This is a genomic window from Pseudomonas fluorescens (assembly GCF_041354075.1).
Lineage (GTDB): Bacteria > Pseudomonadota > Gammaproteobacteria > Pseudomonadales > Pseudomonadaceae > Aquipseudomonas > Aquipseudomonas fluorescens_CE.
The window spans coordinates 25,584-51,687 of record NZ_JARZGC010000030.1 but is presented as its reverse complement, the minus strand read 5'-3'; the positions used below and the strand labels follow the sequence as shown (position 1 = coordinate 51,687).

The following is a 26,104-nucleotide window of genomic DNA, read 5'->3' as shown; positions in this document are numbered from 1 at the left end:
ACGGCCCGGGCCCGGCTGGGTTTTTTGGGCGCAGGCCTGGGGGGTGGGGGTGAGGAGCACAGCTGGGTGCACCAGCTGTTTCTTCGGACAAACCCGAGCGCTGTGGGCGCGCGCAGGCCCGCCCCCACCACAAGCGGACCGGATTACGGCTTGCGGCTTACTTCCCGGCGTTGATCGTCACCGTCTTGATGGCGCCCAGTTCCAGGTCCCACTTTTTCAGGATCGTCTGGTAGCTGCCGTCGTCGATCATGCTCTGCAACGCGACTTTCACTGCTTCGCTCAACTCAGGCTTTTTCTTGCTGACGCCCAGGCCGGTGAACTGCGAAGAGATCGGCAGGCCCACGGTCTCGTACATGTCCTTTTCCTGGGTCTTGAGGTACGGCAGGGTCTCGCTGCCTTGCATCGCCGCGTCGATGCGGCTCTGGCGCAGTTGCGCACGGGCGTCGGCGGAACCTTCGGTGCCGACCACGTTGATCGCCGGTTTACCCGCCGCTTCGCAGTTGGCCTTGCTCCACTCGGCGATCTCGGCCGGAAAGGTGGTGCGCCGGCTGGTGCCGACTTTTTTGCCACACAGGTCGATGATTTCGTGGGTGTCCTTGTTTTTCTGCAAGGTGTAGAACTGCGGGCCGCTGGTGAAGTAATCGACGAAGGTCACGCTGGCCTGACGTTCGGCAGTGTCGGTCATGCCCGACAGCACCATGTCGACGCGATCGGTGGTGAGCGCGTTGATCATTTGCTCGAAGCCGGTTTCCTGCCATTTGATCTTGATGCCCAGGCGCTCGGCCAACGCATTGCCCAGGTCGTAGTCGAGCCCGGTCAGCTGGTTGGTGGCCGGGTCCTTGAAGTCCATCGGCGGATAGTTCGGCATGATCGCGACGACGATCTCGCCCTTGGCCTTGATGCTGGCCGGCAATTCGGCGGCGAAGCTGACGCTGGAGGCCATCAGGGTGGCGAGTACTGCTGGGATTACGAAATTCTTCATGGTCGTTCTCTTATGAGTGTTGTGAGCGCAGCGCTTGGTTGGCGAGGCAGCGCTTAGGTTCGAACGGCAGAAATGAAGCTTTGGGTGCGCGGGTTTTGTGGACTTATTAGTATCTCTTCGGGGCTTCCAGCCTCCACGATCTGCCCGCCGTCCATGAACACCATGCGGTTGGAAACCTCACGGGCGAAGCCCAGTTCATGGGTGACGACGATCATGGTCATGCCGGTCTGCGCGAGGTCGCGCATCACCGACAGCACCTCTCCGACCAGTTCCGGGTCGAGTGCCGAAGTGGGTTCATCGAACAGCATCAGCTTGGGTCGCATGGCCAGCGCGCGGGCAATGGCGACACGTTGTTGCTGACCACCCGAGAGTTCGATCGGGTAGCTGTTGCGTTTGTCGGCGAGGCCGACGCGGGCCAGCAGTTCCAGGGCTTCTTCGTGCGCCTCTTTCGGCGAACGCTTGAGCACCTGGCACGGCCCTTCGATGATGTTTTGCAGCACGGTCATGTGCGGAAACAGGTTGAAACGCTGGAACACCATGCCGGTGGACAGGCGCTGCCGGGCGATCTGCGTTTCGGTCAGTTCATGCAGTTTATTGCCGACGATCCGGTATCCCACCAGTTCGCCGTCGACCCAGAGGCCGCCCTTGTCGATCTTTTCCAGCTGGTTCACGCAGCGCAGCAACGTGCTCTTGCCGGAACCGGACGGGCCGATGATGCACAGCACTTCGCCTTGCTCGACTTCGATGTTGACGTCCTTGAGCGCGTGGAACTGGTCGTAGTACTTGTTCAGGCTCACGGCCTTGACGATGTTTCTCATGTTCGATTCCTCAGGAACGCTTGCCGGCGCCGCGGGCGAAACGACGCTCCAGGCGGCTTTGACCGAAGGACAGCACGGTGACGGTCGCCAGGTACCAGATGCCGGCGACGATCAGCAACTCCATCACCCGGGCGTTGGCGTAGTAGATGTTCTGGGCGTTGTAGAGCAGCTCCGAGTACTGGATGACGCTGGCCAGCGAGGTCATCTTCACCATGCCGATGAACTCGTTGCCCACCGGCGGGATGATGATCCGCATGGCCTGGGGCAGGATGATCCGGCGCAGCGCTTGCAGGCGCGGCATGCCAATCGACTTGGCGGCTTCGTACTGGCCGGTGTCCACCGACAGCAGGCCGGCGCGCACCACTTCGGCGGTGTAGGCACCCTGGTTGATGCTCAGGCCGAGCAGGGCGGCGACAAAGGGGGTCATCAGGCTCACGGTGTCGATTTCGACCAGGCCGGGGATGCCGATGGTGGGGAAGATCAGCGCCAGGTTGAACCACAACAGCAGTTGCAGGATCAGCGGCGTGCCACGGAACAGCCAGGTGTAGGTCAGCGCCACGTAGCGCAGGATCGGGTTGGCCGACATGCGCATGATCGCCGTGATCACCCCGAACACAATCCCCAGCGCCATCGCCAGAACGGCCATGACGATGGTGTTGAGCAAGCCCCACATGATCGCCTGGGAGGTGAGGAACTGGCCGATGTACGACCATTCGATCTTGCCTTCGGCGAAGGCGCGCACCAGGCCGATGATTGCGATGACGATCACCGTGGCGAAGAAAATCCGCCCGTAGTAACGCCGTGGCACGTGATCGTACTGGGTAATGTCGAACTGGTTTTCCGCCAGTTTGCGCTCCGCCTGGAGTCGCTCTGCCTGGGTCTGGCTCATGTTGGTTCTCCGTGTAATACGCCCTTTGCAGGAGCGAGCATGTCGAGGCGTCGAACCGTCGCGATGGTCGTCAACGATAACGCTGGAAACCAGACACCCCGAGGCGTCTGGCAGTCCATCGCGAGCATGCTCGCTCCTACAGGTAAAAAGTGTGTTTCAGAGGCGGAAGCCCTGGTAGTCCTCGGTCCACGCCTGCTGGGCGGCGAGGGCGGTTTTCAGGCGACCGATCTGTTCGCGCACCTGTTGCGGCGCGGTGCCGCCCCAGCCGCTGCGGGCGGCGATGGCAGCTTCCAGCGTCAGGCTGTCGCGCACTTCCGGGGTCAGGCGAGGATCGATTTCGGCCAATAGCGCCGGAGAGGCTTCCCACAGCTCGATGTCGTGTTTCTCACAGGCCTTGACCAGCGCGCCGGTGATTTCATGGGCTTCCTTGAATGGCACGCCGCGCACCGCCAGCCAGTCGGCGACTTCGGTGGCCAGGGTGAAGCCGAGCGGTGCCTGGCGCCGCAGTTCTTCGACGTTGACCGTCATGGTCGCGACCATTCCGGCCATGGCCGGCAGCACCAGCAGCAGGGTATCGACGCTGTCGAGCACGCCGTGCTTGTCTTCGCTCAGGTCACGGTTGTACGACAGCGGCAAGGATTTGAGGGTGGAAAGCAGGCCGGTGAGGTTGCCAATCAGGCGACCTGCCTTGCCCCGGGCCAGTTCGGCGATGTCCGGGTTTTTCTTCTGCGGCATGATCGAGCTGCCCGTGGCGTAGGCATCGTCCAGGGCGACCCAGCGAAATTGCCTTGACGACCACAGGCAAAACTCTTCGGCAAGTCGGGAAATGTTGATGCCCAGCATGCTGGCGATAAACAGGAACTCGGCCACATGATCGCGGCTGGCCACGGCGTCGATGGAGTTTTCGCACACCCCGCTGTAACCCATTTCCTTGGCCGATTGCTGCGGCAGGCGGGCAATCGCCGAACCGGCCATGGCCGCTGCGCCCAGAGGCGACAGCGAGGTGCGGGCGTCCCAGTCCACCAGACGCTGCACGTCGCGCAACATCGACTGGGCGTGGGCCAGCAGATGGTGGGCAAACACGATTGGCTGGGCCTGTTGCAGGTGGGTGAAACCCGGGCAAATGCTCTCGACGTGTTGTTCGGCCTGATCCACCAGCGCCTGCTGCAGGGCCAGCACTTCAGTGGCCAGGGTGCGCACGTGGTCACGCAGGAACAGACGCAGGTCGTTGGCGGTCTGGTCGTTGCGCGAACGCCCGGCGCGCAGTTTGCCTCCGAGGGGGCCGAGGCGTTCGGTCAGCAGGCGTTCGATGAAGGTGTGGACGTCTTCGTCGTCCAGGGTCGGGGCGATACGGCCATCGCGGAAATCGGCACCGATGCGCTCGAGTGCGTCGAGCATGGTCAGGGTTTCCTGTTCGCTCAGCAGCCCGGCACGTTGCAGCTCACGGGCATGGGCCTTGGAGCCGGCGAGGTCGTACGGGGTCAGGCGGAAGTAGCGCTCGGGGCACCGGGACAAGGCCGCCAGGGCTTCGGACGGGCCGCTTTGGAAGCGCGCACCCCAGAGACGTTCGGTGGTTTGGGACATTGTTGTTTTCCTCGTCGGTAAAGCGAACTGAAATCGGTGTGCCGGGCCTCGAACCGTTACCGGAATCGATAGGAATCGAGCGGGCGTGGTCAGGCCAAAATAAAGTTCAGGGCAGGGGAAAAGCGCAGTGAGCAAAGGAGCGAGGGCTGATCGAAACGTCAGCTTTTAATAGTTCGAACACCGTGATCTGGCACGCATGTTCTGGATTTTTTGGCGGTTGCCAAGCCTGGTTTTCTGTGATCATTATTATTAGGCCAGCTATGTTTTTGTTGTTGGGCACAGGTTGTTGAATACGGCGCCAGAGGTAAATAAGCATTATGGAAACCCCACTTTCCAATTCCGGAAACCCGACGCCGAAACCGCCGCAACGAGCGCCGCTGGCCCTCAGCGGGCTGGATTTCAAACTGTTGAAAGTGTTCAAGGCGGTGGTCGAGGCCGGAGGCTTCAGCGCGGCTCAAAACGAGCTGAATGTGGGTCTGGCCGCCATCAGCAAGCAGATTTCCGACCTTGAAATCCGCATCGGCATGCGTCTGTGCACCCGGGGTCGGGAAGGCTTTCACCTGACCGAAGAAGGTCGCCTGGTGTATCAGGCATCGATTGATCTGTTTGCCTCGGTTGATAACTTTCGTGATCGTCTTAGTTCTGCTCAAAATGAACTTATTGGCGATCTCGGCGTAGGTGTCATTGATAATACGATCACCGACGTTAATTCACCCTTAGTTGCTGCACTCAAGCAACTTAATGAGGCATCACCGAAAGTAAGATTTCAGATTCAGGCGTCACAGCTCGATGAGGTGGAACGGGGCGTGGTAGAGGGGAGGTTGGTCGCAGGGATCGTGCCGGTCTATCAAAAACGCGAGGAGTTCGATTATTACAAACTCTATGAAGAACGCTCGCTGGTTTATTGCGCGGTCGATCATCCCTTGTTTGCCGTTCCCGACGGCGACATTGGCACTCAGATGCTCAAGGAATACGAATGCGTGAACCATCGTTACGCGATCCACCGCGACAAACTCAACTTTGCCCGCTATGACAGTTTTTCCGCCTCGGCCACGCAAGTGGAGGCCGTGGCACTGCTGATCAAGACCGGACGTTTCATCGGGTTCCTACCGCAGCACTACGCCGCGACCATGGAAACCCAGGGTCAGCTTCGCGCGGTGCGCCCGGACCTCGTGCATATCGACACGCCGTTCAACCTGATCCTGCGCCACAACACCGTGCGCAGTCCGTTGGTCAAAGCCTTCGCCCGGGCCCTGGGCGTGGATTTGAAAGTGCCCGTCTGACCCTCAGGCCACCCCCTGCGCCGCCGGCCATTGCTGAAGCGGGATCGGCAGCTTGCGCGATTCGCCGCGTCCCATCGGGAAATAGGTGAAACCGTTGCGCGCCAGGCGGTCGGCGTCGTACAGGTTTCGTCCGTCGAAGATCACCGGAGCCTTGAGCCGTTGGCGTATCAGGTTGAAATCCGGTGCCTTGAACTGTTGCCACTCGGTGCAGATGATCAGTGCGTCGGCGCCGGCCAGCACCGATTCCGGCGTGCCCATCAGCATCAATTTGCTTTCCTCGGGATACAGCTGCTGGGTTTCCTGCATCGCTTCCGGGTCGAATGCCCGCACGCTGGCGCCCGCGGCCCACAGCGACTCCAGCAGCACGCGGCTGGGTGCGTCGCGCATGTCATCGGTGTTGGGCTTGAACGCCAGGCCCCACACGGCAAAGGTCTTGCCGCGCAGGTCACCCTTGAAAAAGGCGTTGATACGCTCGAACAGCTTGTGTTTCTGCCGCTGGTTGATTGCCTCCACCGCCTGCAGCAGGTCGCTGGAGCAATGGGCCTGCTCGGCGCTGTGGATCAGGGCGCGCATGTCCTTGGGAAAGCACGAGCCGCCGTATCCGCAACCGGGATAGATGAAGTGGTAGCCAATGCGCGAGTCGGCGCCGATGCCCAGGCGCACCGATTCGATATCGGCGCCCAGGTGTTCGGCCAGTTCGGCAATCTGGTTGATGAAGCTGATCTTGGTCGCGAGCATGCAGTTGGCCGCGTATTTGGTCAGCTCGGCACTGCGCACATCCATGAACATGATCCGGTCGTGGTTGCGATTGAACGGCGCGTAGAGGTCACGCATCACGTCACGCACCTCATCGCTTTCGCAGCCGATGACGATGCGGTCCGGGCGCCGGCAATCGGCCACGGCCGAGCCTTCCTTGAGAAATTCGGGGTTGGAGACGATCTCGAACTGCAGCAATCGCCCCACCTTAATCAGGCATTTGTCGATGTGTGCGCGCAAGCGGTCGCCGGTGCCTACGGGCACGGTGGACTTTTCCACCAGGACCACCGGTTGCTCGCGATGACGGGCCACTGCCTCACCCACCGACAGCACGTAACGCAGGTCGGCCGAGCCATCGTCCCGGGAGGGCGTACCGACGGCAATGAACAACACCTGGCCGTGTTGCACGGCCATTCGTTCGTCGCTGGTGAATTGCAGGCGCCTGGCGTCCAGGCTTTCGCGCACCAGGCCGGCCAGCCCGGGTTCGTAAATGCTCACATGGCCCTGTTGCAGCCGTTCGACCTTTTTCTCGTCGATGTCCATGCAGACCACATCATGGCCGACTTCAGCCAGTACGGCGGCTTGTACAAGGCCGACGTAACCGCTACCAAATACACTGATTTTCATGGGGGCACTCCTGAGCTCGAGCGTCGCGCATCCACTGTCGCACGCGGTCGGGATCGACCCGCTGCTGCGCGCCGTCAGGATAAGCAGGGCCATGTTTCAGTTCGTCTATCGGGGAGCAGGACCTGGCTGCGCTTTTGAAAGCAGGCACGGCATGGTTCGGGCGAGTGTTCAAACCGCTGCCATTCATCGCTGAGTTATAGAGAACCGCTATAGAAGTATCCCGCACCCTATGAAGAATGTTTCAATTCCCGGCTGCTGCATCGATCTGCTATCCGCCAAGGCCGTTTTGTTTTGATTGACCTCCCCGTTACTGATCCGAACCTCGACCACCCCAACCCTGTGCTGCTCTATCTCGCACGCCTGGCGCCCGCCAGCCAGTTGACCCTGCGTTATGTCTTGCAGGACGCTGCCGACCGCCTGGGATTCGAAGACGTGAACATCGAGAACATCCCCTGGCATCAACTGCAACCGGGGGACGTGAGCGCGCTGGTGGAGGCCTTGCATGCCGACGGCTACACGGCGAAAACCTCATCGCTGTACGTTCACGCGATTCGCGGCTTGGTGAACGAGGCGTGGTACCAGGAGCTGGTCACGCACGAGCAACTGCTGAAAATACGCGCACTCAAGCCAGCCACGTCCGCGCCGGCAGGATCGGGTGCGCGCCCTCGATTGATCGCAGAGCTGATGCAGGTGTGCATCGCCGACTCGCGGCCGCAAGGGGTGCGTGATGCCGCGGTCATTGGCCTGCTCTACGGTTCGGCGATGCGAGCGTCGGAATCGGTGAACCTGATGCTGGATCAGGTGGACGCCGCTGCCCGCCGCCTGGAGTGCACGACCCACGATGGCCAGCCACTGACCCGGTACGTTCCGGCCTGGACCTTCGCTCGTCTGGATGACTGGCTGCAACTGCGTCGCTCACAGCTTGAAGAGGGTGAGGAAGACGATGGCTTCCTGTTCAACCGTATCGTGCGTGGCAACCGGATTTCCCGTGAGCGCATCACCCGGCTGGCGATTTACTACATCGCCCGGCAACGGGGTGAGCAGGTGGGGGTGAAGATCGTGCCAGAGGATTTCCGCCGGGCATTCGTCACGCGGGTGGCGCAAGGGCAGGGGCAGTCGGTTGCGCAACGACTGGCTGATCCGAGTAACGGCTGAATCCCTGTCGACCTCAAAGTTCACTCAGCACGTGGGCATGCCCGATCGTGGAGACATGCACCGAGCTGCCGGCCGGCGGCGCGTAAAGGCCAGAGCTGCGTACCAGCAGCGAGCGGCCGGTTTCGAGCCCCGGGGCGCTGGGTTGCAACTCCACGGTCAGGGTGCAGGTATTGCCGCTGAAATCCCGCTCGGTCACCACCGCGTGACACCCCGCGGCGTCCATCCCGCTGGGTACGACGGTGGCCACCTGCAACTGTTCGGGGCGCAGCATGATCTGGGCGGCGCTGTTATTGCGGTGATTGTTGACCGGGATTCGGCCCAGGTCGCAATGCGCCCATCCGGCCTCTATGCGGGCGGGCATTACCACTGCATCCCCCAGAAACAGGGCGGTCTGGACATCGTCAGGATAGCGGTACAGTTCGAGTGGAGGCCCCGATTGCACCAGCCTGCCGTGACGCATCACCGCCAATTGATCGGCGAAAGACAAGGCTTCGCTCTGATCATGGGTCACCAGGATGGTGGTGACCCCGGCGTCGGCGAGCAAGCGTGCGACCAGTTTGCGCATGCTGGCGCGTAAACCGGTGTCCAGCGCGGAGAAGGGTTCGTCGAGCAACATGAGGCGTGGCTGCTGGGCCAGTGCCCGCGCCAGGGCCACCCGTTGTTGCTGGCCGCCGGACAACTCGTGGGGCCAGCGCTCGGCCATGTTGGCATCCAGGGCGACGCTGTCCATCAGTTGGGCCACGCGCTGCTGTTTTTCGCTGCCCCGGGTCGCCAGGCCGAAACCGATGTTGGCGGCCACGGTCATGTGCGGGAACAGGGCACCGTCCTGTGGCACATAGCCGATCAGGCGTTGATGGGCGGGCACCTCGTGGGTGCTGTCCACCAGGGTCTGGCCGTTGAGAGAAAGCCGGCCGCTGTCGGGAAATTCGAAGCCGGCGATCATGCGCAGCAACGTGGTCTTGCCCGACCCGGATGGACCGACGATCACCGTGCGGCTGCCGGTGGGCACCGACAGGCTGACGTCGTCCAGGGCGCGGTGGGCTCCGTAGGATTTTGTAAGCGAATGCAGTTCCAGAGCGTTCATCGGCCCGCCGTTTTTTTCGATTGGTGGTAAAGGATGGCGGTCAACGGCAGCGACAACAGGATCATCAGCAGCGCATAGGGCGCGGCGGCGACGTAGTCGATTTCGCTGGTCAAGGCCCAGAAACCGGTGGCCAGCGTACGGGTGCCGTTGGGCGCGAGCAGCAGGGTCGCCGTCAGCTCGTTGGTGATCGCCAGGAACACCAGAGCGGCACCTGCAGCCGCCCCCGGTGCGGCGAGGCGCAAGGTGATCAACCACAGGGCCCCGACGGGTGAGCGGCCGAGGCTGCGCGCGATGTTTTCCAGCTCCACTGGCGCCTGGGCGATACCGGCGCGCAGGCTCACCAGCGCCCGGGGCAGGAACATCAGCAGGTACGCCAAGAGCACGGTGATCGTCGTCTGGTAGATCGGTCGGGCGAAATGGATGGTCACGGTCACCAGCGCCAGTGCGATGACGATTCCCGGCAAGGCGCTGGTGATGTAGTTGCAACTTTCCAGCACCCTTTGCAGCCGACCCGGCGAGCGGATCGACAACCAGGCGATGGGAATGGCGGCGCAGGTGGTCAGGGCCGCTCCCGCCACGCCGAGCAACAGGGTCTGCTCCAGCGCCGGCAGTAACTCGGGCAGGTTCCAGGCACCCCAGCCACCGGCGAACAACCATTTACCCAGTGTGATCAGCGGCACACCAAGCGCCAGTGCACAGGTGACGGTCTGCAGGGTAAGTGCGAGGGTGGTGAGCGGCCGGCTCAGGCACACCGTGCGCTGTGTGCGCGCACTGCCGGAGCCGACTCGGGCATAGCGCGCGTTGCCACGGGCGGCCGATTCGACCGTGAGCATCGCCAGGCAACACAGGGCCAGCACGCCCGCCAATAGATTGGCCGCCGGCCCGTTGAAGGTGGACTTGAACTGATCGAAGATCGCCGTGGTAAAGGTGTCGAACCGAATCATCGCGTACAGGCCATATTCGGCCAGCAGGTGCAGGCCGACCAGCAGGGCGCCGCCGCAAATGGCCAGGCGCAACTGCGGCAGGACTACACGGAAAAACACCGCCCAGGGTCTGAGCCCCATGGACTCGGCGACATCCTCGATCGCCGGGTCCAGACGTCGCAACGTCGCGGCCACCGGCAGGTACAGAAACGGGAAATAGGCAATCACCGAGACCAGCACTCCGGCGAACAACCCGTGGATCGGTGGCACCAGGCTGACCCACGCATAACTGTGCACGAACGCCGGCACCGCCAGCGGCGCGGTGGCCAGTGCCGACCACCAGCGCCGCCCCGGCAGGTCAGTGCGTTCGGTGAGCCAGGCCAGGGTCACCCCCAACACGATGCACAAGGGTAGGGTGATGACCACCAGCAGCACGGTGTTGACCAGCAGCTCCCCGACCCTTGGCCGAAACACCAGCGGTACCAGCGCCGACCAGCCGGTTTGCAGGTACACGCCAATGACGAACGCGATGGGCAGCAAGGCCAATAGTGAAATTAGCAGCGACAGGCCGACCACCCACGCACCGCTGCGGCTCGCGAAGAGTCCGCGTGACCGGCGACGCAAATGGGCGGGTGCAGTCTGGGTGACACCCGCCGGCAGGGATTCAGGCATCAATCAAAGCAGTCCGGCCTGAGTCATCAGCTCCACGGCTTTTTTGCTGTCGAGTCTGGACGCGTCGACAGTGGGCGCATCGAGCTGCTGCAAAGGCACCAGTTTGGGATTGGATTGGGCGTTCTTGCCGACGGCATATTCGAACGAGTTACCGTCCTTGAGGATTTCCTGGCCATTCCTGCCAGTGATCCACTTCAAGAATGCCTGGGCTTGTTCCTTGTGTTGGCTGGCAGCGAGAACGCCACCACCGGAGATGCTGACAAAGGCACCCGGGTCCTTGTGCTTGAAGTAGTACAGCTTGGTGTTCTTGCTGTTTTCCCCGGTCTTGGACTGATCGACGAAGCTGTAGTAGTGGTAGATCACGCCGCCGTCGATTTGCCCGGCATTGACCGCCTTGAGCACCGAGCTGTTGCCACGGTAGGCGGTGAAGTTGGTTTTCATCGCCTTGAGCCACGCGAGCGTCGCCGCTTCACCTTTCTGTTCCAGCATGGCGGCGACGATGGCCTGGAAGTCGGCGCCCCCTGGCGATGCCGCCCAGCGGCCTTTCCACTCAGGCGCCGCGAGGTCCATGATCGACCTGGGCAATTGCGCCTCGGTCAGTTTGCTCGGGTTGTAGACGAACACCGTGGATCGGGCGGCAATGCCCAGCCATTTGCCGTGGGCGGGACGGTAGGCGGCGTCGACTTGCTCCAGGGTGGTTTTGTCGACCGGAGCAAACAGGCCCGCGTTATCCACTAGCACCATGGCCGGGGAGTTTTCGGTGAGGAACACGTCGGCCGGGGTGGCGGCGCCTTCCTGCACGATCTGGTTGCCCATTTCGGTGTCGTCACCATTTCGCAATGTCACCGGAATGCCGGTTTCCTCGGTGAAGCCCTCGACCCAGGCCTTGGTCAGGCTTTCATGCTGCGCGTTGTACACGACGATGCCGACGCTATCGGCCGCCAGTACCTGGCTGGCAGCCAGCAGTGTGCTGCTCAACGCCGTGGCCAGCAGGGCTTTTTTCAGGAACGAAGGGGTCCGGGGAATCATGCGATGGCAGCTCCGTTTTCTTGGAATCGAGCACAGTGAACCGACGAAACGAGGTCGTCGATGAGTGTAGTTCAACAGGAATCATTAGCATGTATACGGCGGGCGAATGTAGAGCCGGGAATGCGAAAATATCGTCAAATAAAGGGTCAAATTTCGTGATGGCTCATGCCCTCCTCGAACATGGAGCCAGTGGTGTCAGTTCTCAGGACAGACTCCGCGAGGACCATCGGCCGCCTTGTTGATCAGCGCTGCGAGCTGCCTGACGTTGTTCTGTTGCGCGGTCACCAATTCATCGATGCCTGGCCCGGAAGGGGTTTTCAGGGTGTTGTGACAGGTCAGCAGCGCCTGATCGCCGCTGCTGAGGCTGCGCAGGCGCCATTGCACATCGATCAGCGCGTACTGGCCCGGGATGGAATCGAAGCGCTGGACATCCAGGCGTACCGACATTCTGCTGCGCGAAGGGTGAGGCGCCAGTTGATCGACCAGTGCACTGCGCAGTTCGTCCGTCAGGCTGGCGCCCCACCATTGCGTCTCCAGAATGGCCAGGCCGCTGTTGCCCTGGCGAATGACGATTTGTGCTCGGTCGACCTGGGGCGGCACGCTGATGCTTTCGATCTCGATGTCGGTGCCAGCGGACCTCGAAGCGCCGCTCAATTGTGCGGGCGTCAGGGTGTGGAACTGAATCGGGTCGCTGCGGCAGGCCGCGAGCAGCAGCAAGGCCGCGAGCAGGGTGAATTTCCGGGAAAAAACCATCGATCATGCTCCTGTGGTCAGTTGCGCGGCGGCCCCTTGAGGTCCAGTGGCGCAGCATTGTCCGGACGCCCGCGAATCAGCGACTCGGGGTGTCGGCCCAGATAATCCGAGAGCTCACGCAACGAGCGTGACATCCGTCCGAGTTCCTCCAGCGTCTGGGTCAACTGTTCCCGTTGCGGTGAGTCTTCGGCCAGGGTTGAAGTGGCCGATTGCAGGGTCTTGCTGACGTCGCCCAATGTGGCCTGCACGCCGGGCAGGGTTTTGCCGTTGAACTGCACCAGCCCCTTGCGCAACTCCACCAGGTTGCTGTCCAGGTTGCTGGCGATGCGTTCGATGGGCAACTGGTTGATCTTGTTGACCATGCCTTCGAGCTTTTCCTGCAACTGTTCGAGGCTGCCGGGAAGGGTGGGAATGGAAGGGGGGCGAGCCGTCGGGTCGAACGCGACCTTCTCGGCCTTGGGGTAGAAATCGAGCGCGATGTACAGCTGGCCAGTGAGCAGATTGCCGCTGCGGGCCTGGGCGCGCAGCCCATTGTCGATGAAGGTGCCGATCAGCCGAATGCCGGCGGCTTCGTCCTCCGGATCGTGATTGAGCACCTTGAGCATTTTGACGTGGGCCTGACCGAGGCGCTGCGGGTAGATCAGGATGCCGACATTGACCGGAAAGCTGCGTTTTTCGGCATCGAAATCCAGGTTGACCGACACCACCCGGCCAAACTCGACGCCGAGGAATTCCACCGGTGCACCCACCTTGAGCCCGCGCAAGGCCTGGTCGAAACGCAGCACCAGGTATTGCGCCTTGCCGGCAGGCGGGGCGAGGGCGGTCTGCTGGTCTTCGAACAGATCGAAAGTCTTTTCCTCGGCTGCCGGCGCATCATTGGGGCTGTATTCCGGCGCGCGAAAGGCAATGCCACCGACCAGCAGGGCGGAGAGCGACTCGGTTTTCACCGCAAAACCGTTGGCGCCGACATTCACATCGATGCCGCTGGCGTTCCAGAACCGGGTGTTGTCGGTGACGTAGGCGTCGTTGGGCGAATGAATGAACACCTCGATGTTCACCCCTTTGCCATCGGCGTCCAGGGCGTAGGCGACCACCTGGCCGACCGGAATCTTGCGGTAATAGACCGGTGAGCCGATATCCAGCGATCCCAGGTCCTGGGTGTGAAGAGTGAACCGCTTGCCCGGCTCGCCATAGGTGATGGGCGGTGGGTTCTCCAGGCCGGTGAAGTGCTTGGCGCGAGCGTTGTCCTGGCCGATGTCGGCGCCGATGTAGTCGCCGGACAGCAGGGTATCGATGCCCGACACGCCGCCGGCGCCGATGCGGGGTCGCACCACCCAGAACTGCGAATCCTTGCGGGTGAAGCTTTCAGCCTGCTTGACCAATTTGATAGTGGCGTTGACGCTCTTCTGGTCGTCGCTCAGCGCGACGTCCGAGACATGGCCGATCACCACGTTGCGGTACTTGACCTCGGTCTTGTTGGCGGTCAGGCCGCTGCCGGTCTTGAAGGTTACGGTGATGGTCGGGCCTTCCTGCAGGATGCTGTGCACCACCAGGGAAATACCCACCAGCACGGCGACGATGGGCACGATCCACACCAGCGACACGCCAAAACGTCGGGTCTTGATCGGGGCCTGCCCGGGGGCTTGCGGCCCGTCAGAGACTGGCGAATTCATCCATGACCTCCTGATTGTCCGGATGTGGGGTATCCCAGATCATCCGAGGGTCGAAACTCATTGCCGCGAGCATGGTGAACACCACCACCAGACCAAAAAACAGGATGCCCGTGCGTGGTTCTATGTCCGCCAGGGCGTCGAACTTCACCAGCGAGGCCACCAGCGCGACCACGATCACGTCGAGCATCGACCAGTAACCGATGACCTCGACGAAGCGGTACAGCTTCGAACGCTCCTTGCGTGCCCACTCGCTGTTGCGTTGCACCGTCACCAGCAACAGGGTCAGGACCACGAACTTCAGGCCGGGCACGGCGATGCTGGCGATGAAGATGATCAGGGCGATGTCCCAGGCGCCGGCCTCCCAGAATTCCAGCACGCCACTCATGATGGTGCTGTCGGCGCCGTTGCCGACCATTTTGGTGTTCATCACCGGCAACAGGTTGGCCGGGATGTAAAACACCAGGGACGTCAGCAGGTAGGCCCAGGTGCGGGTCAAGGCATTGGTCTTGCGTCGATGCAGCGGCGCGCCACAACGCACGCATTCATGGGGTTCGTCGGTCATGTCACAGGCCAGGCCGCAACTGTGGCACAGGCACAGGTTGAGCTCGGCGGCCAACGGCGGCGTGCTCATGGCAGGTCCCACAGATCGCGGACATCGCGCCCGGCGATACGGATCATCATCAGGCTGAGAATCGCCAGGGCGAACAGGCCGATACCCGGCAGCACATCGAGTAACCCGGCCAGCTTGATCACCGCGACCATCGCGCCCAGCAGGCAGACTTCCAGCATGCTCCAGGGCCTGAGGGTCTCCAGCCAGCGCATGCAAAAGCTGAAACCCGGCGAGCGGCGGCCGGTGAGGGCATAGCCCAGGACCCAGATCAGCAGCAACAACTGGATCACGGGTGCAATGATCATGGCGATGGCGGCCACCAGGGCGATAAAGGTGATCGGCCCCAGGCTCAGGGCCAGCACCGAGTCCCAGAGCGTCGCACTGTTTTTCAGACCCTTGAGACTGATGCTCATGACCGGGTAGCAGTTGGCAAAGATCCATAACATCAATGCCGTAACGGTCAGCGCCAGGCGCTGCTCCACCGCCAGGCCGTTGTAACGCTGGAGCACGCCGCCGCAGCGGGTACACAGGGTTTTCTGATGTTTGGCGAGCGTGGTTTTCCGGTACACGCAGTCGCAGTGCTCGCAGATGATCAGTTGGTCGGTCGAAACCATAGGGCGCACTCGCCGGGAGACAGGGAGGTCAGAGCACCTACTCAATATAGAAGTGACTTGGGATTGAGCAAATCGAAAGGCTGAAGGCGGCCTGGATGCGGGCGATATGTCTGTTGGCTCAGGGATATTCCTGCCTGGCATGCAACACGTTGAGGATCTCTATCTGGTCCGTCACCCGGTAAACCAACAGATAGTTGGCATGCGCGACGATTTCTCGCGTGCCCCTGACTCGACCTGTCCTGTAGAGGTGAGGATGTTTCGAAACTGTGGACGCGGCTGCATGGATGGCCTGATTCAATTCGATGGCGGCTGGCAAGTTGCGGTCGGCGATGTAGTTGATGAGTTGCTTCAAATCAGCCCGTGCTTCGGGCCGCCATTCAATCCGCATCGCGCCCGTGGCGCTTGGACTCGATGAGAGCGTGCATTTCAGCCATCACTTGATCGTGTGGAATGCTGGGCCGGGGATCGTCTAGTGATGCCTGGACTTTGGCGCGGAACCAACGGTCATAGCTGGCTGCCTGCTCTTCGGTTTCGAAGTCGGAGTCAAACGGCGGACGCTGGGGGCACATAGGGACCTCCGGGTGAGTTGCCGGCCAGTCTATGCGGTATCGCGTTACTTGTCGTGATTGTCCGGACTGTTGGGCAGGTATATCGCATCTTTCGTTCATGGTGATTTCGCCTCTGGAGAAAGTCACCACGCTAAGCCCCACGCTTCCGACGGACAACCTGCAAAAGGCGTCGGAAGCATTCCCTGAATGCGCTGCAGATGTTCATTTTCCGTAGGACTGCTCGCTCTTCGCTGCGTAAGAACGATCAGCACCTGCAATCAGCCCAGCACTTCACGTACCCGATACCACAGCATCCCCAGCGCCAGCAGGGGAGAGCGCAGCATCGGGCCGCCGGGGAAGGTCATGTGCGGCACGGCACTGAACACATCGAAGCCCTGGCTGTGACCGGCGTGAATCGCTTCACCCAGCAGTTTCGCGCACCAGTGGGTCACGTTCAGCCCGTGACCGGAGTAACCCTGGGCGTAATACACGTTGGGGTGCTGGCGCAGGCGACCGACCTGGGGAAAGCGGTTGGCGGTGATGCCGATCTTGCCGCCCCATTGGTATTGGATCCGCACATCGGCCAGTTGCGGGAACACCTTGAGCATCTGCGGACGCATGTAGGCGGCGATGTCCGCCGGATCACGCCCGGAGTAGTGGCAGGCACCGCCGAACAGCAAGCGCCGGTCTGCCGAGAGCCGGTAGTAATCCAGGCCGACTTTCTGGTCGCACAATGCCAGGTTCTGCGGGATCAGTCGGGCCGCGACGTCTGGCGCCAAGGGCTCGGTGGCGATGATGTAGCTGCCCGCCGGCAGCACCTTGCCACTGAGTTTGGGCTCCAGTTCATCCAGGTGCGCATTGCACCCCAGCACCAGGCTGCCGGCGCGGACGGTCCCTGAAGCACAGCGCACCTGCACGGTACTGCCGTGGATCAGCTCCAGCACCGGGCTTTGTTCAAAGATCTGCACGCCGAGGGCCTGGGCCACGCGCGCTTCGCCCAGCACCAGGTTCAACGGGTGCAGATGCCCGGAACCCATGTCGATCAGGCCTCCGGCGTAAACACCGGAATCCACCACCTGCTCGCGAAGCTGGCCCGGGTCGACCAGGCGGGTTTCATGGGCGTAACCGGTCTCGGCCAGATGCTGCTGCTCGCCCTTGAACGCTGCGAACTGGGCCGGGGTGTTGGCCAACTCACAAAAGCCCCAGCGCAGATCGCAGTCGATGCCGTGCTCGCCAATGCGCTGGCCGACCAATTCCACCGACTCGACCCCGGCGCGCTCCAAGTAGCGCACGCCTTCGGCGCCGATGTGTTTGGCAAATCCGCTGACGTCATGCCCGATACCACGAATCAGTTGCCCGCCGTTGCGCCCGCTGGCGCCCCAGCCAATGCACCGGGCCTCCAGCAGGATCACCGAGAGGCCGCGTTGTGCCAACTCGATGGCGGTGTTGACACCGGTGAAGCCACCGCCGATCACGCAAACGTCAGCCACCAGGTCGTCGGTCAGCGCAGGGAAGGAGGCCAGCCCATTGGCCGAGGCCGCGTAATAGGAGTGGGCATGTTCCTGGGTGTACTGATTCATTTGTTCGACTTCACTTTGCTCCAGGAGCGGGTCATCAGACGCATGATCGCCTGGGGCGGGGTGGTGGAAATGTAGAGTTTGTCGAGCACGTCCTGAGGCGGGTAAACCTCGGGATTGTTGACCAGCTCAGCGTCCATGTACTGCTTGGCCGCCGGGTTCGGGTTGGCGTAGCCGACAGAAGCACTGACTTTGGCGATCACTTGCGGGTCGAGCAGGTAATTGATGAAGGCGTGGGCCTCTTTCGGGTTGCTGGCGTCGGCAGGGATGGCCAGCAGGTCGAACCACAGGTTACTGCCTTCCTTGGGAATGGCGTAGGCGATGTTTACGCCGTTATTGGCTTCCTTGGCGCGGTTGGCGGCCTGGAACACGTCGCCGGAGTAACCGAAGGCCACGCAGATGTCGCCGTTGGCCAGGTCCGACACGTACTTGGACGAGTGAAAATAGGTGACGTAGGGCCGGATGCTCAGCAGCTTGGCTTCGGCTTTCTTATAGTCCTCGGTTTTTTCACTGCGTGGGTCCATGCCCATGTAGTTAAGGATGGCCGGGAACACTTCATCCGGCGAGTCCATCATCGACACACCGCATTGGCCGAGTTTCTTGATGTTTTCCGGCTCGAACAGCACGGCCCAGGAATCGATGTGGTCGATGCCCAGCACTTGCTTGACCTTGTCCACGTTGTATCCGATGCCGTTGGTGCCCCACAGGTAGGGGACCGAATGCTGGTTGCCCGGGTCGTTCTGCTCCAGCAATGCCAGCAGTTTCGGGTCAAGGTTCTTGAAGTTCGGCAGCTGTTCGCGATCCAGCTTGAGGAACGCGCCGGCCTTGACCTGACGGCCGAGGAAGTGATTGGACGGCACCACCACGTCATACCCGGTACGGCCGGCGAGCAGCTTGCCCTCGAGGGTTTCGTTGGAATCGAAGACGTCGTAGATCACCTTGATCCCGGATTTGGCCTGGAAGTCGGCGAGGGTGGTTTCGCCGATGTAATCGGTCCAGTTATAAACGCTGACCTGTGGCTGGGCGTGCGCAATGGCACTGAACAGCACGGCCAGCGTGGCCGGAACAACGGATTTCAATAGACGCATGTCGACACCTCTTCGAGTTGTTGGTTTTTTCAGGTGATGCTTTGGTGTAATGGCGAGCGCCATCGCGAGCAGGCTCGCTCCCACAGGGAATTGCATTGTCAATGTGGGAGCGGGCGTGTTCGCGGAGCAGCCGTCGAGGGCTACGCGGGGTTAGACGCTGAGCAACAGGAACTCACGTTCCCAGGAGCTGATCACCCGCTTGAAGTTCTCGTGTTCGGCCCGTTTGACCGCGACATAACCGCGGACAAACTTGCTCCCCAGATAACGTTCGATGGTCACGCATTCTTCCATCTGGGTCAGTGCTTCTTCGATGGTGATCGGCAGCCGCAGATTGCGACGCTCATAGGCACGACCCTGGACCGCCGCGCTCGGGGCGATGCCCTCGACCATGCCGATGTAGCCGCACAACAGACTGGCGGCAATCGCCAGGTACGGGTTGGCGTCGGCACCCGGCAAGCGGTTTTCCACGCGCATCGCCTCGGGACTGGAAGTGGGGACACGCAGGCCCACGGTGCGGTTTTCCTCGCCCCATTCGACGTTGACCGGTGCCGAGGTGTCCGGCAGGAAGCGGCGGAACGAATTCACGTTCGGCGCAAACATCGGCAGCACTTTGGGGATGTATTTCTGCAAACCACCGATGTAATGCAGGAACAGTTCGCTCATTTGCCCGTCGCCATCGGCGAAGATCGGCTTGCCGGTGGCGATGTCCACGACGCTCTGGTGAATGTGCATGGCGCTGCCCGGCTCGTCGCCAATCGGCTTGGCCATGAAGGTCGCCGCGACGTTGTGCTTGAGCGCGGCTTCGCGCAGGGTGCGCTTGAACACGGTGATCTGGTCAGCCAGGTCCAGCGCATCGCCATGGCGGAAGTTGATTTCCATCTGGGCCGGGCCGTCTTCGTGGATCAGCGTATCCAGGTCCAGGCCTTGCAGCTCGCACCAGTCGTAGACGTCCTCGAACAGAGGATCGAACTCGTTGGCGGCGTCGATGGAAAACGATTGACGCCCGCTTTCCGCACGGCCCGAACGGCCCAGCGGTGCCTTGAGGGGCAGGTCCGGGTCTTCGCAGCGTTGGGTCAGGTAGAACTCCATTTCCGGCGCGACAATCGGCCTCCAGCCCTTATCGGTGTACAGCTGCAGGACTTTCTTCAGCACGTTGCGCGGCGACAGTTCGATGGGGTTGCCGAACTTGTCGAAGGTGTCGTGAATCACGATGGCGGTCGGCTCGATGGCCCATGGCACTACATACACGGCATCGGAAACCGGCTTGCAGACCATGTCGATGTCGGCCGGGTCGAGCAGGTCGTAGTAGATGTCGTCGTCGACGAAGTCCCCGGTTACCGTTTGCAACAGCACACTTTCCGGCAGGCGCATGCCTCGCTCATGCAGGAACTTGTTGGTGGGCGCGATTTTGCCGCGTGCAATGCCGGTCAGGTCGCTGACGACGCACTCGACTTCGGTAATCTTGTGATCTTTCAGCCACGTCAGCAGCTGATCGAAAGGGACATTCATAAAGACCTCGTTGTTGGTTTTATTAACGCCGGGGAGGGCGGTTTCATCTGCCGCACACTTCCCCTGAGACGCGTTGACGACTATCTTGGGCGAGCCTCAAGGTTCCATCTATCCACTTTCAGCAGCACCAAAACGCACCAAACGAGTGCGTAAGGTCACCCATGACAGCGTGCAATCCCATACAGGTCCAAGCCTTCGATACCGCCGACGTGGCCGAGCAGATCCGCGCCACGCCGGGCTGGGTCCAGCATTACCAGCAGATGTCACCGGGGCATTTCGCCGGGCGGGTGCGCTACCTCGACCTGCAGGGCGTGGAAGTCTACGAAGAACACATGAACACCCGGGTCGAGCAGAATTTCAGCGCGCCCGAAGGGGCGCTGGCGTTCTGTTTCGATCGCAGCGACAACGCTCTGTACGTGCTCAATGAAGAAAGCCGCAACATCTGGATCACCCCGGAGAACTACCAGGAAATTGCCGTGGTCTTCGGGCCGGCGTTTGTCCAGCGCCACGGCCTGAATGTCGCCCGGCTGGAAGGCTTGTTCATGGCGCCGCTGAACTCGGGGCAGAACGCGCTGTTCAGCCGCTGGCTGAGCGGAACCCTGACCCGATTGGCACAAACCCTGGATCCACCGAGCAAGGAAGCGCTGACGCAACAGTTGCTCGAAGACTGCCTGTACATCCTCGATAACGCGTGCATCTGCCTGGATCGTGGCGGCTTGCAGCGTCGCACCGAAGAGCGCGCGGTGATGAAACGCATCGGTGAATGGGCGGCCGATTCCCCTGAGGAGACCCTCAACCTGCTGGAGCTTTCCCAGGTTGCCGGAGTGTCGCTGCGCCAGTTGCAGCATGCGTTCAAGGCCTACACCGGCATGACCCCGACCCACTGGCTGCGCCTGCGCCGCCTCAACAGCGCCCACCGGGCATTGCTCAACAGCTCGCCGCTGCAAACCACCGTGGCCGAAGTGGCGATGCAGTGGTCGTTCTGGCACCTGGGGCGGTTTTCCAGCAGCTATTACTCGCTGTTCAAGGAGCTGCCGAGTGAAACGCTGAAGCGCACGGGCCGGCAGCGAAAATAAGGCCGTCAGTCCCTTGGCGAGGGAGGGCAAGTCACCCTGATCTACACTCTTGATGGCTGCCCATTGCCCGGAGGTCATCATGAACAGGTTGTCTTCCCTTGGCCTGTGTGTCGCGCTGGCGGTTGTCGCCCCTCAAGGATGGGCCCAGTCGGTCGTGCCCCTGAAGGGTCAAAGCACGCAACAGACCCAGACCGATATCACCGAGTGCCAGAACATCGCGGCCGGCCAAACCACCTCATCGACACCGTCCGGAGGCCGGGTCAAGGGCGCTGCGGCAGGCGCTGCCGCCGGCGCGACCGCCGCACAGATACGCGGACGCCAGCACGACGAGTTTTATGATCGTGTGGATGACGACACCAAACAGGATTATCGCCAGGACCGCGCCAGGCAGACCGCCGCTGCGGGCGCCGTGGTCGGTGGCTCACGTCAACGCCAGGAACGCCGGGCACAACGCAACAGCAACGAGGCCGCCAGTGCGACCGCGTACAGCGGTTGTTTGCAAGGCAAGGGGTATCAGGTCAATCCTTGAGCGAGGCTGTATGGTCACCGGCAATGACGCTACCAGGAACGACCCGTGCAGCATCTTGAAGACCATCGTGATGGGCAGCAACGTGATTACCGGTTGGTCAACGACGCGGTGTAGCCAGGGTTCGATTTTGCGGACATGCAATTGGGCAACAGGGAAAAGCTTGGAAAGGCGTTTCCCGAGCATTCGGCGTTGATTGAACAAATGAACGAGGACCAAGGCTGAGGGATAACTTGCTGTGTGAAAAGCCATGGGTAACCGGGGGAATATTGAAATGCGTTGTTACGTGTAATGTATATTATGTTAAACGGAGTGTTTAGGTATTCACGCTCTCATCCAGTTCCTGGCGTCCCCACCTCATCCCCATCAAATCACCAATCCCAAACCCCCACCCAACTACACCTGCCGCCTCAACGCATTAATAATAAAAGCATGTAAACCATTCACCGCCTTCGAACCGCGAGAAGCTCGGCTGCGCAGAATCGAAACATCCATCGGCTCAATGCTCCCCAAACCGTGCTCGCTGCTCAGCACCTGAAGCGACGCTTGCACGGTGCACTGCGTGATCGCCGCGATGGCGAGCCCACCTTCGACGGCGGCCACCTGGCCAGCGAGGCTTGAGCTGTTGTAGACCACCTTTAAGGTTCGGCCCTGCTGGGTCAGTGAGTTCACGGCATACCGCCGGGCCAGGCTTTCACTTTCGTAGACGGCAATGGGCACCGGGTCGCGTCTCCACAGCTCGAATTGGGGTGAGCCGACCCACACCATCGGTTCCTTGAACAGGAATGTGCCGCATTGAGGTGTATCCCTCGACACCAGGGCGAGATCAAGGTCGCCGCTTCGTACTCGCGGGATCAATGTGGTTGATTGTTCGCAGGTCAGTTCTATTTCCACGCCGGCGTAGCGCGGTGCGAACCGCTTGAGGACTGGCGTCAGGTACTGCGCCGCGTAGTCTTCCGCGACGCCCAGGCGGATTCGCCCGGTCAGCGCTTCACCGTGAAAAGCCGCTTGGGTTTCAGCGTGCAGTGCGAGCATGCGCCGTGCGTAGCCCAGCAATGTCTGGCCGTCATCGGTCAGTTGCAGGTGCCTCGGACCACGGCTGAGCAACTGCCGTCCAAGCGCAGTTTCCAGCTTTTTCATCTGCATGCTGACGGCAGACTGTGACCGGTTGACCTCGTGGGCCGCGCCGGACAACGAACCTGCGTCGACCACGGCCACGAAACATTTGAGCCAATCGATCTGCAAATCACTGGCAGGCATCGCGGCGACCTCTATTCGTTATTCGAATGGCTAAAGCGTAAATTATGCGCTTTTCATGGCCACAGATCTTGCCCAGGATGCAGGTCTGAATCAACACACAGTGGATGGGATCATGCCCTTCGAGATCTGGTTGCTCTATCTGGTTACCTGTTGTGGCATCTCCGTAGTCCCGGGCCCCAATGCGTTGTTGGTGCTGACCCACGGTGCTCTTCACGGGCGTCGGAAAACGCTGTTCACCATCACGGGCGGCGTGCTCGGCTTTGCGCTGGTGCTTTCGCTTTGTGCATTGGGCCTGGGCGCGCTCATCCAGGCTTCGGCGACCTGGTTCACGGCCTTGAAGGTGGTAGGAGGGCTTTATCTGATCTGGCTGGGCTTCGGGTTGTGGCGCGCCGCGCCTGTCAGCCTGGATACGGTCGATACGACAAGCCAGCGATCCTGGTCGCTGTTCCGACAAGGACTGGTGTCGGCCGTTTCAAACCCCAAGGCCATCCTGCTGTTCACTGCCTTTATCCCACCCTTCCTCGATCCCCATCGAAACATCGTCGTGCAGACGGCTGCCATTGCACTGACTTATGCGGTTGTGGAGTTCTTTGTCGAGTATCTGGTGGCCAGCGCCGCGCACCGGGTAAGGCCCTGGTTAGCGCGAACTGGCCGCCGATTCAACAAGGTCTGTGGTGGTTTCTTCGTACTCTTCGGTGTCGCCCTGCCCGTTCATGCGTGAATTATCAGCGTGACATCCGCGATCTTTTCATCGCTTGCGCGAGCAGAACCTGACTCAACTCACGGTAATAGCGGCATTCAGTAACAGCACCACAATCAAACCGACCACGGCCACGATCGATTGAACCACCGAAATGGTCTTCGTGGCCTCTCCCATGGTCATGCCGAAGGATTCCTTCACCATCCAGAAGCCCGCATGGTTCGCATAGTTGAAGAACAGCGAGCCGCAGCCGATGGACAAGGCAAGCAGAGGCAGGTTGAGGCTGGGATCAGCACCTGCAAGCGGCGCCAGCAAGCCAGCAGCCCCCACGATACCGACCGTGGCAGAACCCGTGGACACCGAGAGCAACATCGCGATCAACCAACCCAGGATCAGTGGAGGGAACGCTGACTGTTGAGTCAGATGCACGATGGCATCGCCCACTTTCGCGCTGGTCAGCAGTTCCTGGAAGGCGCCGCCACCGGCGATGATCATGATGATGGAGGCAATGGGCTTCAAGCTCGTGCCCAGGGATTCGCGCAATCGGCCCGCATCGCCACCTCGCGCCAGTACCAGGCTTGCCCCTGCGAACAGCACGCCCAGGAGCATGGCTATCAGAGGATTGCCCAGGAAACTGGCCATTCTCAGGATCGCATCACCCTTGGGTAACAGCATCTCGGCGACGGCGTGAATCAGCATCAGGATGGCCGGTAGCAAGGCTGCCAGCACGCCAAGCCATGCGCTGGTGTTTGGTTGACCGTCGGCTTTTTCAGCGAGGGTGAATTGATCCAGCAGAACCTGATCGGGCCGAGTGCTCATGCGCGGCGAAATGAATGCGCCATACAGCGGGCCGCCCAGGATCATTGCAGGAATAGCTGCCAGGAAGCCATAGAGCATCGTCGGCCCAACCGAGGTTTTGAGCGCGGCGATGGCCGTCAAGGGACCAGGGTGCGGCGGTACCATTCCGTGCATGGCGGCCAGTGCCGCAATCACCGGAACACCCACATAGACATAGGCTGAACCTTTGAAGCGCGCCTGACTTTCCAGTTTGCGTGCCACGCTGAATATCAGCGGCAGCATGATCACCAGACCCACTTCGAAAAACATGGGAATGCCAATGACAAAGGCCACCATCATCATCGCCCAGGGTATCATCCGATCCGATGTTCGCTTGAGGATCACGTTGGCGACCTGCTCGGTGACGCCCGCGTCGGCCAGAATTTTGCCAAGCATCGCGCCCAGCGCGATGACAACCCCCACCGCCCCCAGCGTCTTTCCGGCGCCGGTGATCAAGTGGGATACGATGTTTTCTGGCTCCATCCTGGTTGCAAAGCCAACGCCAACCGAAACGACCAGCAAGGCCAGGAGCGGGTGCATCTTGAGACGCGACACGATCAGCGCCACCAGCACCAGGACGCTCACCAATGCGGTCAGCAAGAGGTTTATATCTAAAGAAGTCATGCAGGGATCTCAATGGGTGAGATGAAGGGTCATCTGCAAATGCAGGCGTAACGGTCAGCTTTCGCCTTGTACAAAACCGAAGAGTCTTCGAGGGGCTTGCTCCAACAACGAACAGGTCACCTGCGTCGAACACTCAAGGGCTTGCAACTGATCGACGACGGTGCTGAAACCGATGCTGTGCTCATGCTGCGTATGCGGCCAATCGCTGCCCCACACCAAGTGGTGCAGGCCGAAACTCTGTTCCAGCAGCGGCAATGCCATCCGAGCGAAATGGATGTTCTGTTGCGGCGTACCTCCCAAACGGTAGATTCCCGATACCTTCATCCAGATCGAACCTTTCGATCCCAACTCCAGTAACTCGCAAAACCCGGGCTGGTCGATGCCCGCATTGGCATCCGGGCGACCAAAGTGATCAATCACCAACTTCACACCGAACGGTGTCAATTGATCGATCAGTCCCGGCAAGTCCTTGACCTCGCGATGCAACTCGACATGCCAGTCGAGATCAGCAAGGTGGCTGAAAAATTCTCTCCAGGCGCTGCCACGAAAATCAGGTAACGCCTTGCCCATCAGGTTCAAGCGAACGCCGACCACGCCCAGCTGATCCATATCGTTCAACAGGGCGCGACTCACGCCGGGTTCGAGCACAACCACCCCGCGCAACCGATCCGGCGCTTGCCTCAACGCCCCCAGCAAGTAGCTGTTGTCGGTGCCGAGAAAACTCGGTTGCACCAACACGCCATGACTCAGACCATGGGCGTGCAGGTGCGCAAGGTACTGCTCAAGCGTGGCGTCGTAATCCGGGGTATAGCGCCGTGTACCGACCAGATTCAGATCACGGCTAAACACATGGGCATGGGAGTCGATGCCGGTGATCGGCGTAGAACAGGTGTCAGTCATCGCGTTC

General features: G+C 61.1%; 24 protein-coding genes and 1 pseudogene. 5 read left to right on the top strand and 20 right to left on the bottom strand.

Features of this window, described 5'->3' with window-relative positions:
• Nucleotides 1-157: 157 nt before the first annotated feature.
• From QIW53_RS25430 to argH, 4 genes are all read right to left on the bottom strand, one after another.
• A complete protein-coding gene (locus QIW53_RS25430; protein WP_371052324.1) occupies nt 158-982 on the bottom strand; it encodes an ABC transporter substrate-binding protein in 825 nt (274 codons plus the stop codon).
• A 53-nt stretch (nt 983-1,035) separates the two neighbouring features.
• Complete coding sequence (locus tag QIW53_RS25425) at nt 1,036-1,800, bottom strand: amino acid ABC transporter ATP-binding protein (RefSeq protein ID WP_371052323.1); 765 nt, start codon at nt 1,798-1,800, stop codon at nt 1,036-1,038.
• A 10-nt stretch (nt 1,801-1,810) separates the two neighbouring features.
• Entirely contained in the window at nt 1,811-2,689 is an 879-nt protein-coding gene (locus tag QIW53_RS25420) for an amino acid ABC transporter permease (protein WP_371052322.1), read from the bottom strand.
• A gap of 156 nt (nt 2,690-2,845) precedes the next feature.
• Nucleotides 2,846-4,273 carry an argininosuccinate lyase gene (argH, locus tag QIW53_RS25415; RefSeq protein WP_371052321.1) on the bottom strand — a complete coding sequence of 476 codons (1,428 nt, stop codon included), beginning with the start codon at nt 4,271-4,273 and terminating at the stop codon, nt 2,846-2,848.
• A gap of 317 nt (nt 4,274-4,590) precedes the next feature.
• Here argH and QIW53_RS25410 point away from each other — a divergent pair, with 317 nt between their 5' ends.
• The gene (locus QIW53_RS25410) at nt 4,591-5,556 is read left to right on the top strand and encodes a LysR family transcriptional regulator (RefSeq protein ID WP_371052320.1); all 966 of its coding nucleotides are present in this window, start codon (nt 4,591-4,593) and stop codon (nt 5,554-5,556) included.
• Between the two features lie 3 nt (nt 5,557-5,559).
• Here the strand turns inward: QIW53_RS25410 and QIW53_RS25405 are convergent, their stop codons facing one another.
• The gene (locus QIW53_RS25405) at nt 5,560-6,939 is read right to left on the bottom strand and encodes a UDP-glucose dehydrogenase family protein (RefSeq protein ID WP_371052319.1); all 1,380 of its coding nucleotides are present in this window, start codon (nt 6,937-6,939) and stop codon (nt 5,560-5,562) included.
• A 291-nt stretch (nt 6,940-7,230) separates the two neighbouring features.
• Between QIW53_RS25405 and QIW53_RS25400 the strand changes: the two are divergent.
• Nucleotides 7,231-8,088 (top strand): annotated as a pseudogene (locus QIW53_RS25400) (site-specific integrase); the annotation flags it as partial.
• A gap of 19 nt (nt 8,089-8,107) precedes the next feature.
• Here QIW53_RS25400 and QIW53_RS25395 read toward each other — a convergent pair.
• From QIW53_RS25395 to QIW53_RS25340, 12 genes are all read right to left on the bottom strand, one after another.
• Nucleotides 8,108-9,178, bottom strand: a complete 1,071-nt coding sequence (locus QIW53_RS25395) for an ABC transporter ATP-binding protein (RefSeq protein WP_371052318.1) — start codon at nt 9,176-9,178, stop codon at nt 8,108-8,110.
• On the bottom strand, nt 9,175-10,773 hold the full coding sequence (locus tag QIW53_RS25390) for an ABC transporter permease (protein WP_371052317.1): 1,599 nt from the start codon (nt 10,771-10,773) through the stop codon (nt 9,175-9,177). The genes QIW53_RS25395 and QIW53_RS25390 overlap by 4 nt, the downstream gene beginning before the upstream one ends.
• Nucleotides 10,774-10,776: 3 nt before the next feature.
• Nucleotides 10,777-11,802, bottom strand: a complete 1,026-nt coding sequence (locus tag QIW53_RS25385) for an iron ABC transporter substrate-binding protein (protein ID WP_371052316.1) — start codon at nt 11,800-11,802, stop codon at nt 10,777-10,779.
• Between the two features lie 195 nt (nt 11,803-11,997).
• Nucleotides 11,998-12,555 (bottom strand): PqiC family protein, encoded by a 558-nt coding sequence (locus tag QIW53_RS25380; RefSeq protein WP_371052315.1) that lies wholly within the window; start codon nt 12,553-12,555, stop codon nt 11,998-12,000.
• Between the two features lie 17 nt (nt 12,556-12,572).
• Nucleotides 12,573-14,228 (bottom strand): PqiB family protein, encoded by a 1,656-nt coding sequence (locus tag QIW53_RS25375; protein WP_371052313.1) that lies wholly within the window; start codon nt 14,226-14,228, stop codon nt 12,573-12,575.
• Complete coding sequence (locus tag QIW53_RS25370; RefSeq protein ID WP_371052312.1) at nt 14,209-14,859, bottom strand: paraquat-inducible protein A; 651 nt, start codon at nt 14,857-14,859, stop codon at nt 14,209-14,211. Before QIW53_RS25370 ends, QIW53_RS25375 begins: the two co-directional genes overlap by 20 nt.
• The gene (locus QIW53_RS25365) at nt 14,856-15,452 is read right to left on the bottom strand and encodes a paraquat-inducible protein A (protein WP_371052311.1); all 597 of its coding nucleotides are present in this window, start codon (nt 15,450-15,452) and stop codon (nt 14,856-14,858) included. Before QIW53_RS25365 ends, QIW53_RS25370 begins: the two co-directional genes overlap by 4 nt.
• A gap of 118 nt (nt 15,453-15,570) precedes the next feature.
• Complete coding sequence (locus QIW53_RS25360; RefSeq protein ID WP_371052310.1) at nt 15,571-15,840, bottom strand: type II toxin-antitoxin system RelE/ParE family toxin; 270 nt, start codon at nt 15,838-15,840, stop codon at nt 15,571-15,573.
• Nucleotides 15,830-16,021, bottom strand: a complete 192-nt coding sequence (gene relB / locus QIW53_RS25355) for a type II toxin-antitoxin system RelB family antitoxin (protein WP_371052309.1) — start codon at nt 16,019-16,021, stop codon at nt 15,830-15,832. The genes QIW53_RS25360 and relB overlap by 11 nt, the downstream gene beginning before the upstream one ends.
• A 257-nt stretch (nt 16,022-16,278) precedes the next feature.
• Nucleotides 16,279-17,580: an NAD(P)/FAD-dependent oxidoreductase gene (locus QIW53_RS25350; protein WP_371052308.1), complete on the bottom strand. Its 1,302-nt coding sequence runs from the start codon at nt 17,578-17,580 to the stop codon at nt 16,279-16,281.
• The gene (locus tag QIW53_RS25345; RefSeq protein WP_371052307.1) at nt 17,577-18,665 is read right to left on the bottom strand and encodes a polyamine ABC transporter substrate-binding protein; all 1,089 of its coding nucleotides are present in this window, start codon (nt 18,663-18,665) and stop codon (nt 17,577-17,579) included. Before QIW53_RS25345 ends, QIW53_RS25350 begins: the two co-directional genes overlap by 4 nt.
• 150 nt (nt 18,666-18,815) lie before the next feature.
• Nucleotides 18,816-20,174, bottom strand: a complete 1,359-nt coding sequence (locus QIW53_RS25340; RefSeq protein ID WP_371052306.1) for a glutamine synthetase family protein — start codon at nt 20,172-20,174, stop codon at nt 18,816-18,818.
• Between the two features lie 161 nt (nt 20,175-20,335).
• On the opposite strand from QIW53_RS25340, the gene QIW53_RS25335 reads away from it, so the two are divergent.
• Together QIW53_RS25335 and QIW53_RS25330 are read left to right on the top strand one after the other, a co-directional pair.
• Nucleotides 20,336-21,250 carry a helix-turn-helix domain-containing protein gene (locus tag QIW53_RS25335; protein ID WP_371052305.1) on the top strand — a complete coding sequence of 305 codons (915 nt, stop codon included), beginning with the start codon at nt 20,336-20,338 and terminating at the stop codon, nt 21,248-21,250.
• Between the two features lie 79 nt (nt 21,251-21,329).
• Nucleotides 21,330-21,779, top strand: coding sequence for a hypothetical protein (locus QIW53_RS25330; protein ID WP_371052304.1), 450 nt, complete (start codon nt 21,330-21,332; stop codon nt 21,777-21,779).
• A 393-nt stretch (nt 21,780-22,172) separates the two neighbouring features.
• Here QIW53_RS25330 and QIW53_RS25325 read toward each other — a convergent pair whose 3' ends face one another.
• A complete protein-coding gene (locus QIW53_RS25325) occupies nt 22,173-23,036 on the bottom strand; it encodes a LysR family transcriptional regulator (RefSeq protein ID WP_371052303.1) in 864 nt (287 codons plus the stop codon).
• Between the two features lie 112 nt (nt 23,037-23,148).
• Here QIW53_RS25325 and QIW53_RS25320 point away from each other — a divergent pair, with 112 nt between their 5' ends.
• Nucleotides 23,149-23,757, top strand: a complete 609-nt coding sequence (locus QIW53_RS25320) for a LysE family translocator (RefSeq protein WP_371052302.1) — start codon at nt 23,149-23,151, stop codon at nt 23,755-23,757.
• Nucleotides 23,758-23,811: 54 nt separating this feature from the next.
• Here the strand turns inward: QIW53_RS25320 and QIW53_RS25315 are convergent, their stop codons facing one another.
• A complete protein-coding gene (locus QIW53_RS25315) occupies nt 23,812-25,197 on the bottom strand; it encodes a GntP family permease (protein WP_371052301.1) in 1,386 nt (461 codons plus the stop codon).
• 54 nt (nt 25,198-25,251) lie between these two features.
• Nucleotides 25,252-26,097 (bottom strand): amidohydrolase family protein, encoded by an 846-nt coding sequence (locus QIW53_RS25310; protein WP_371052300.1) that lies wholly within the window; start codon nt 26,095-26,097, stop codon nt 25,252-25,254.
• Between the last annotated feature and the right edge of the window lie 7 nt (nt 26,098-26,104).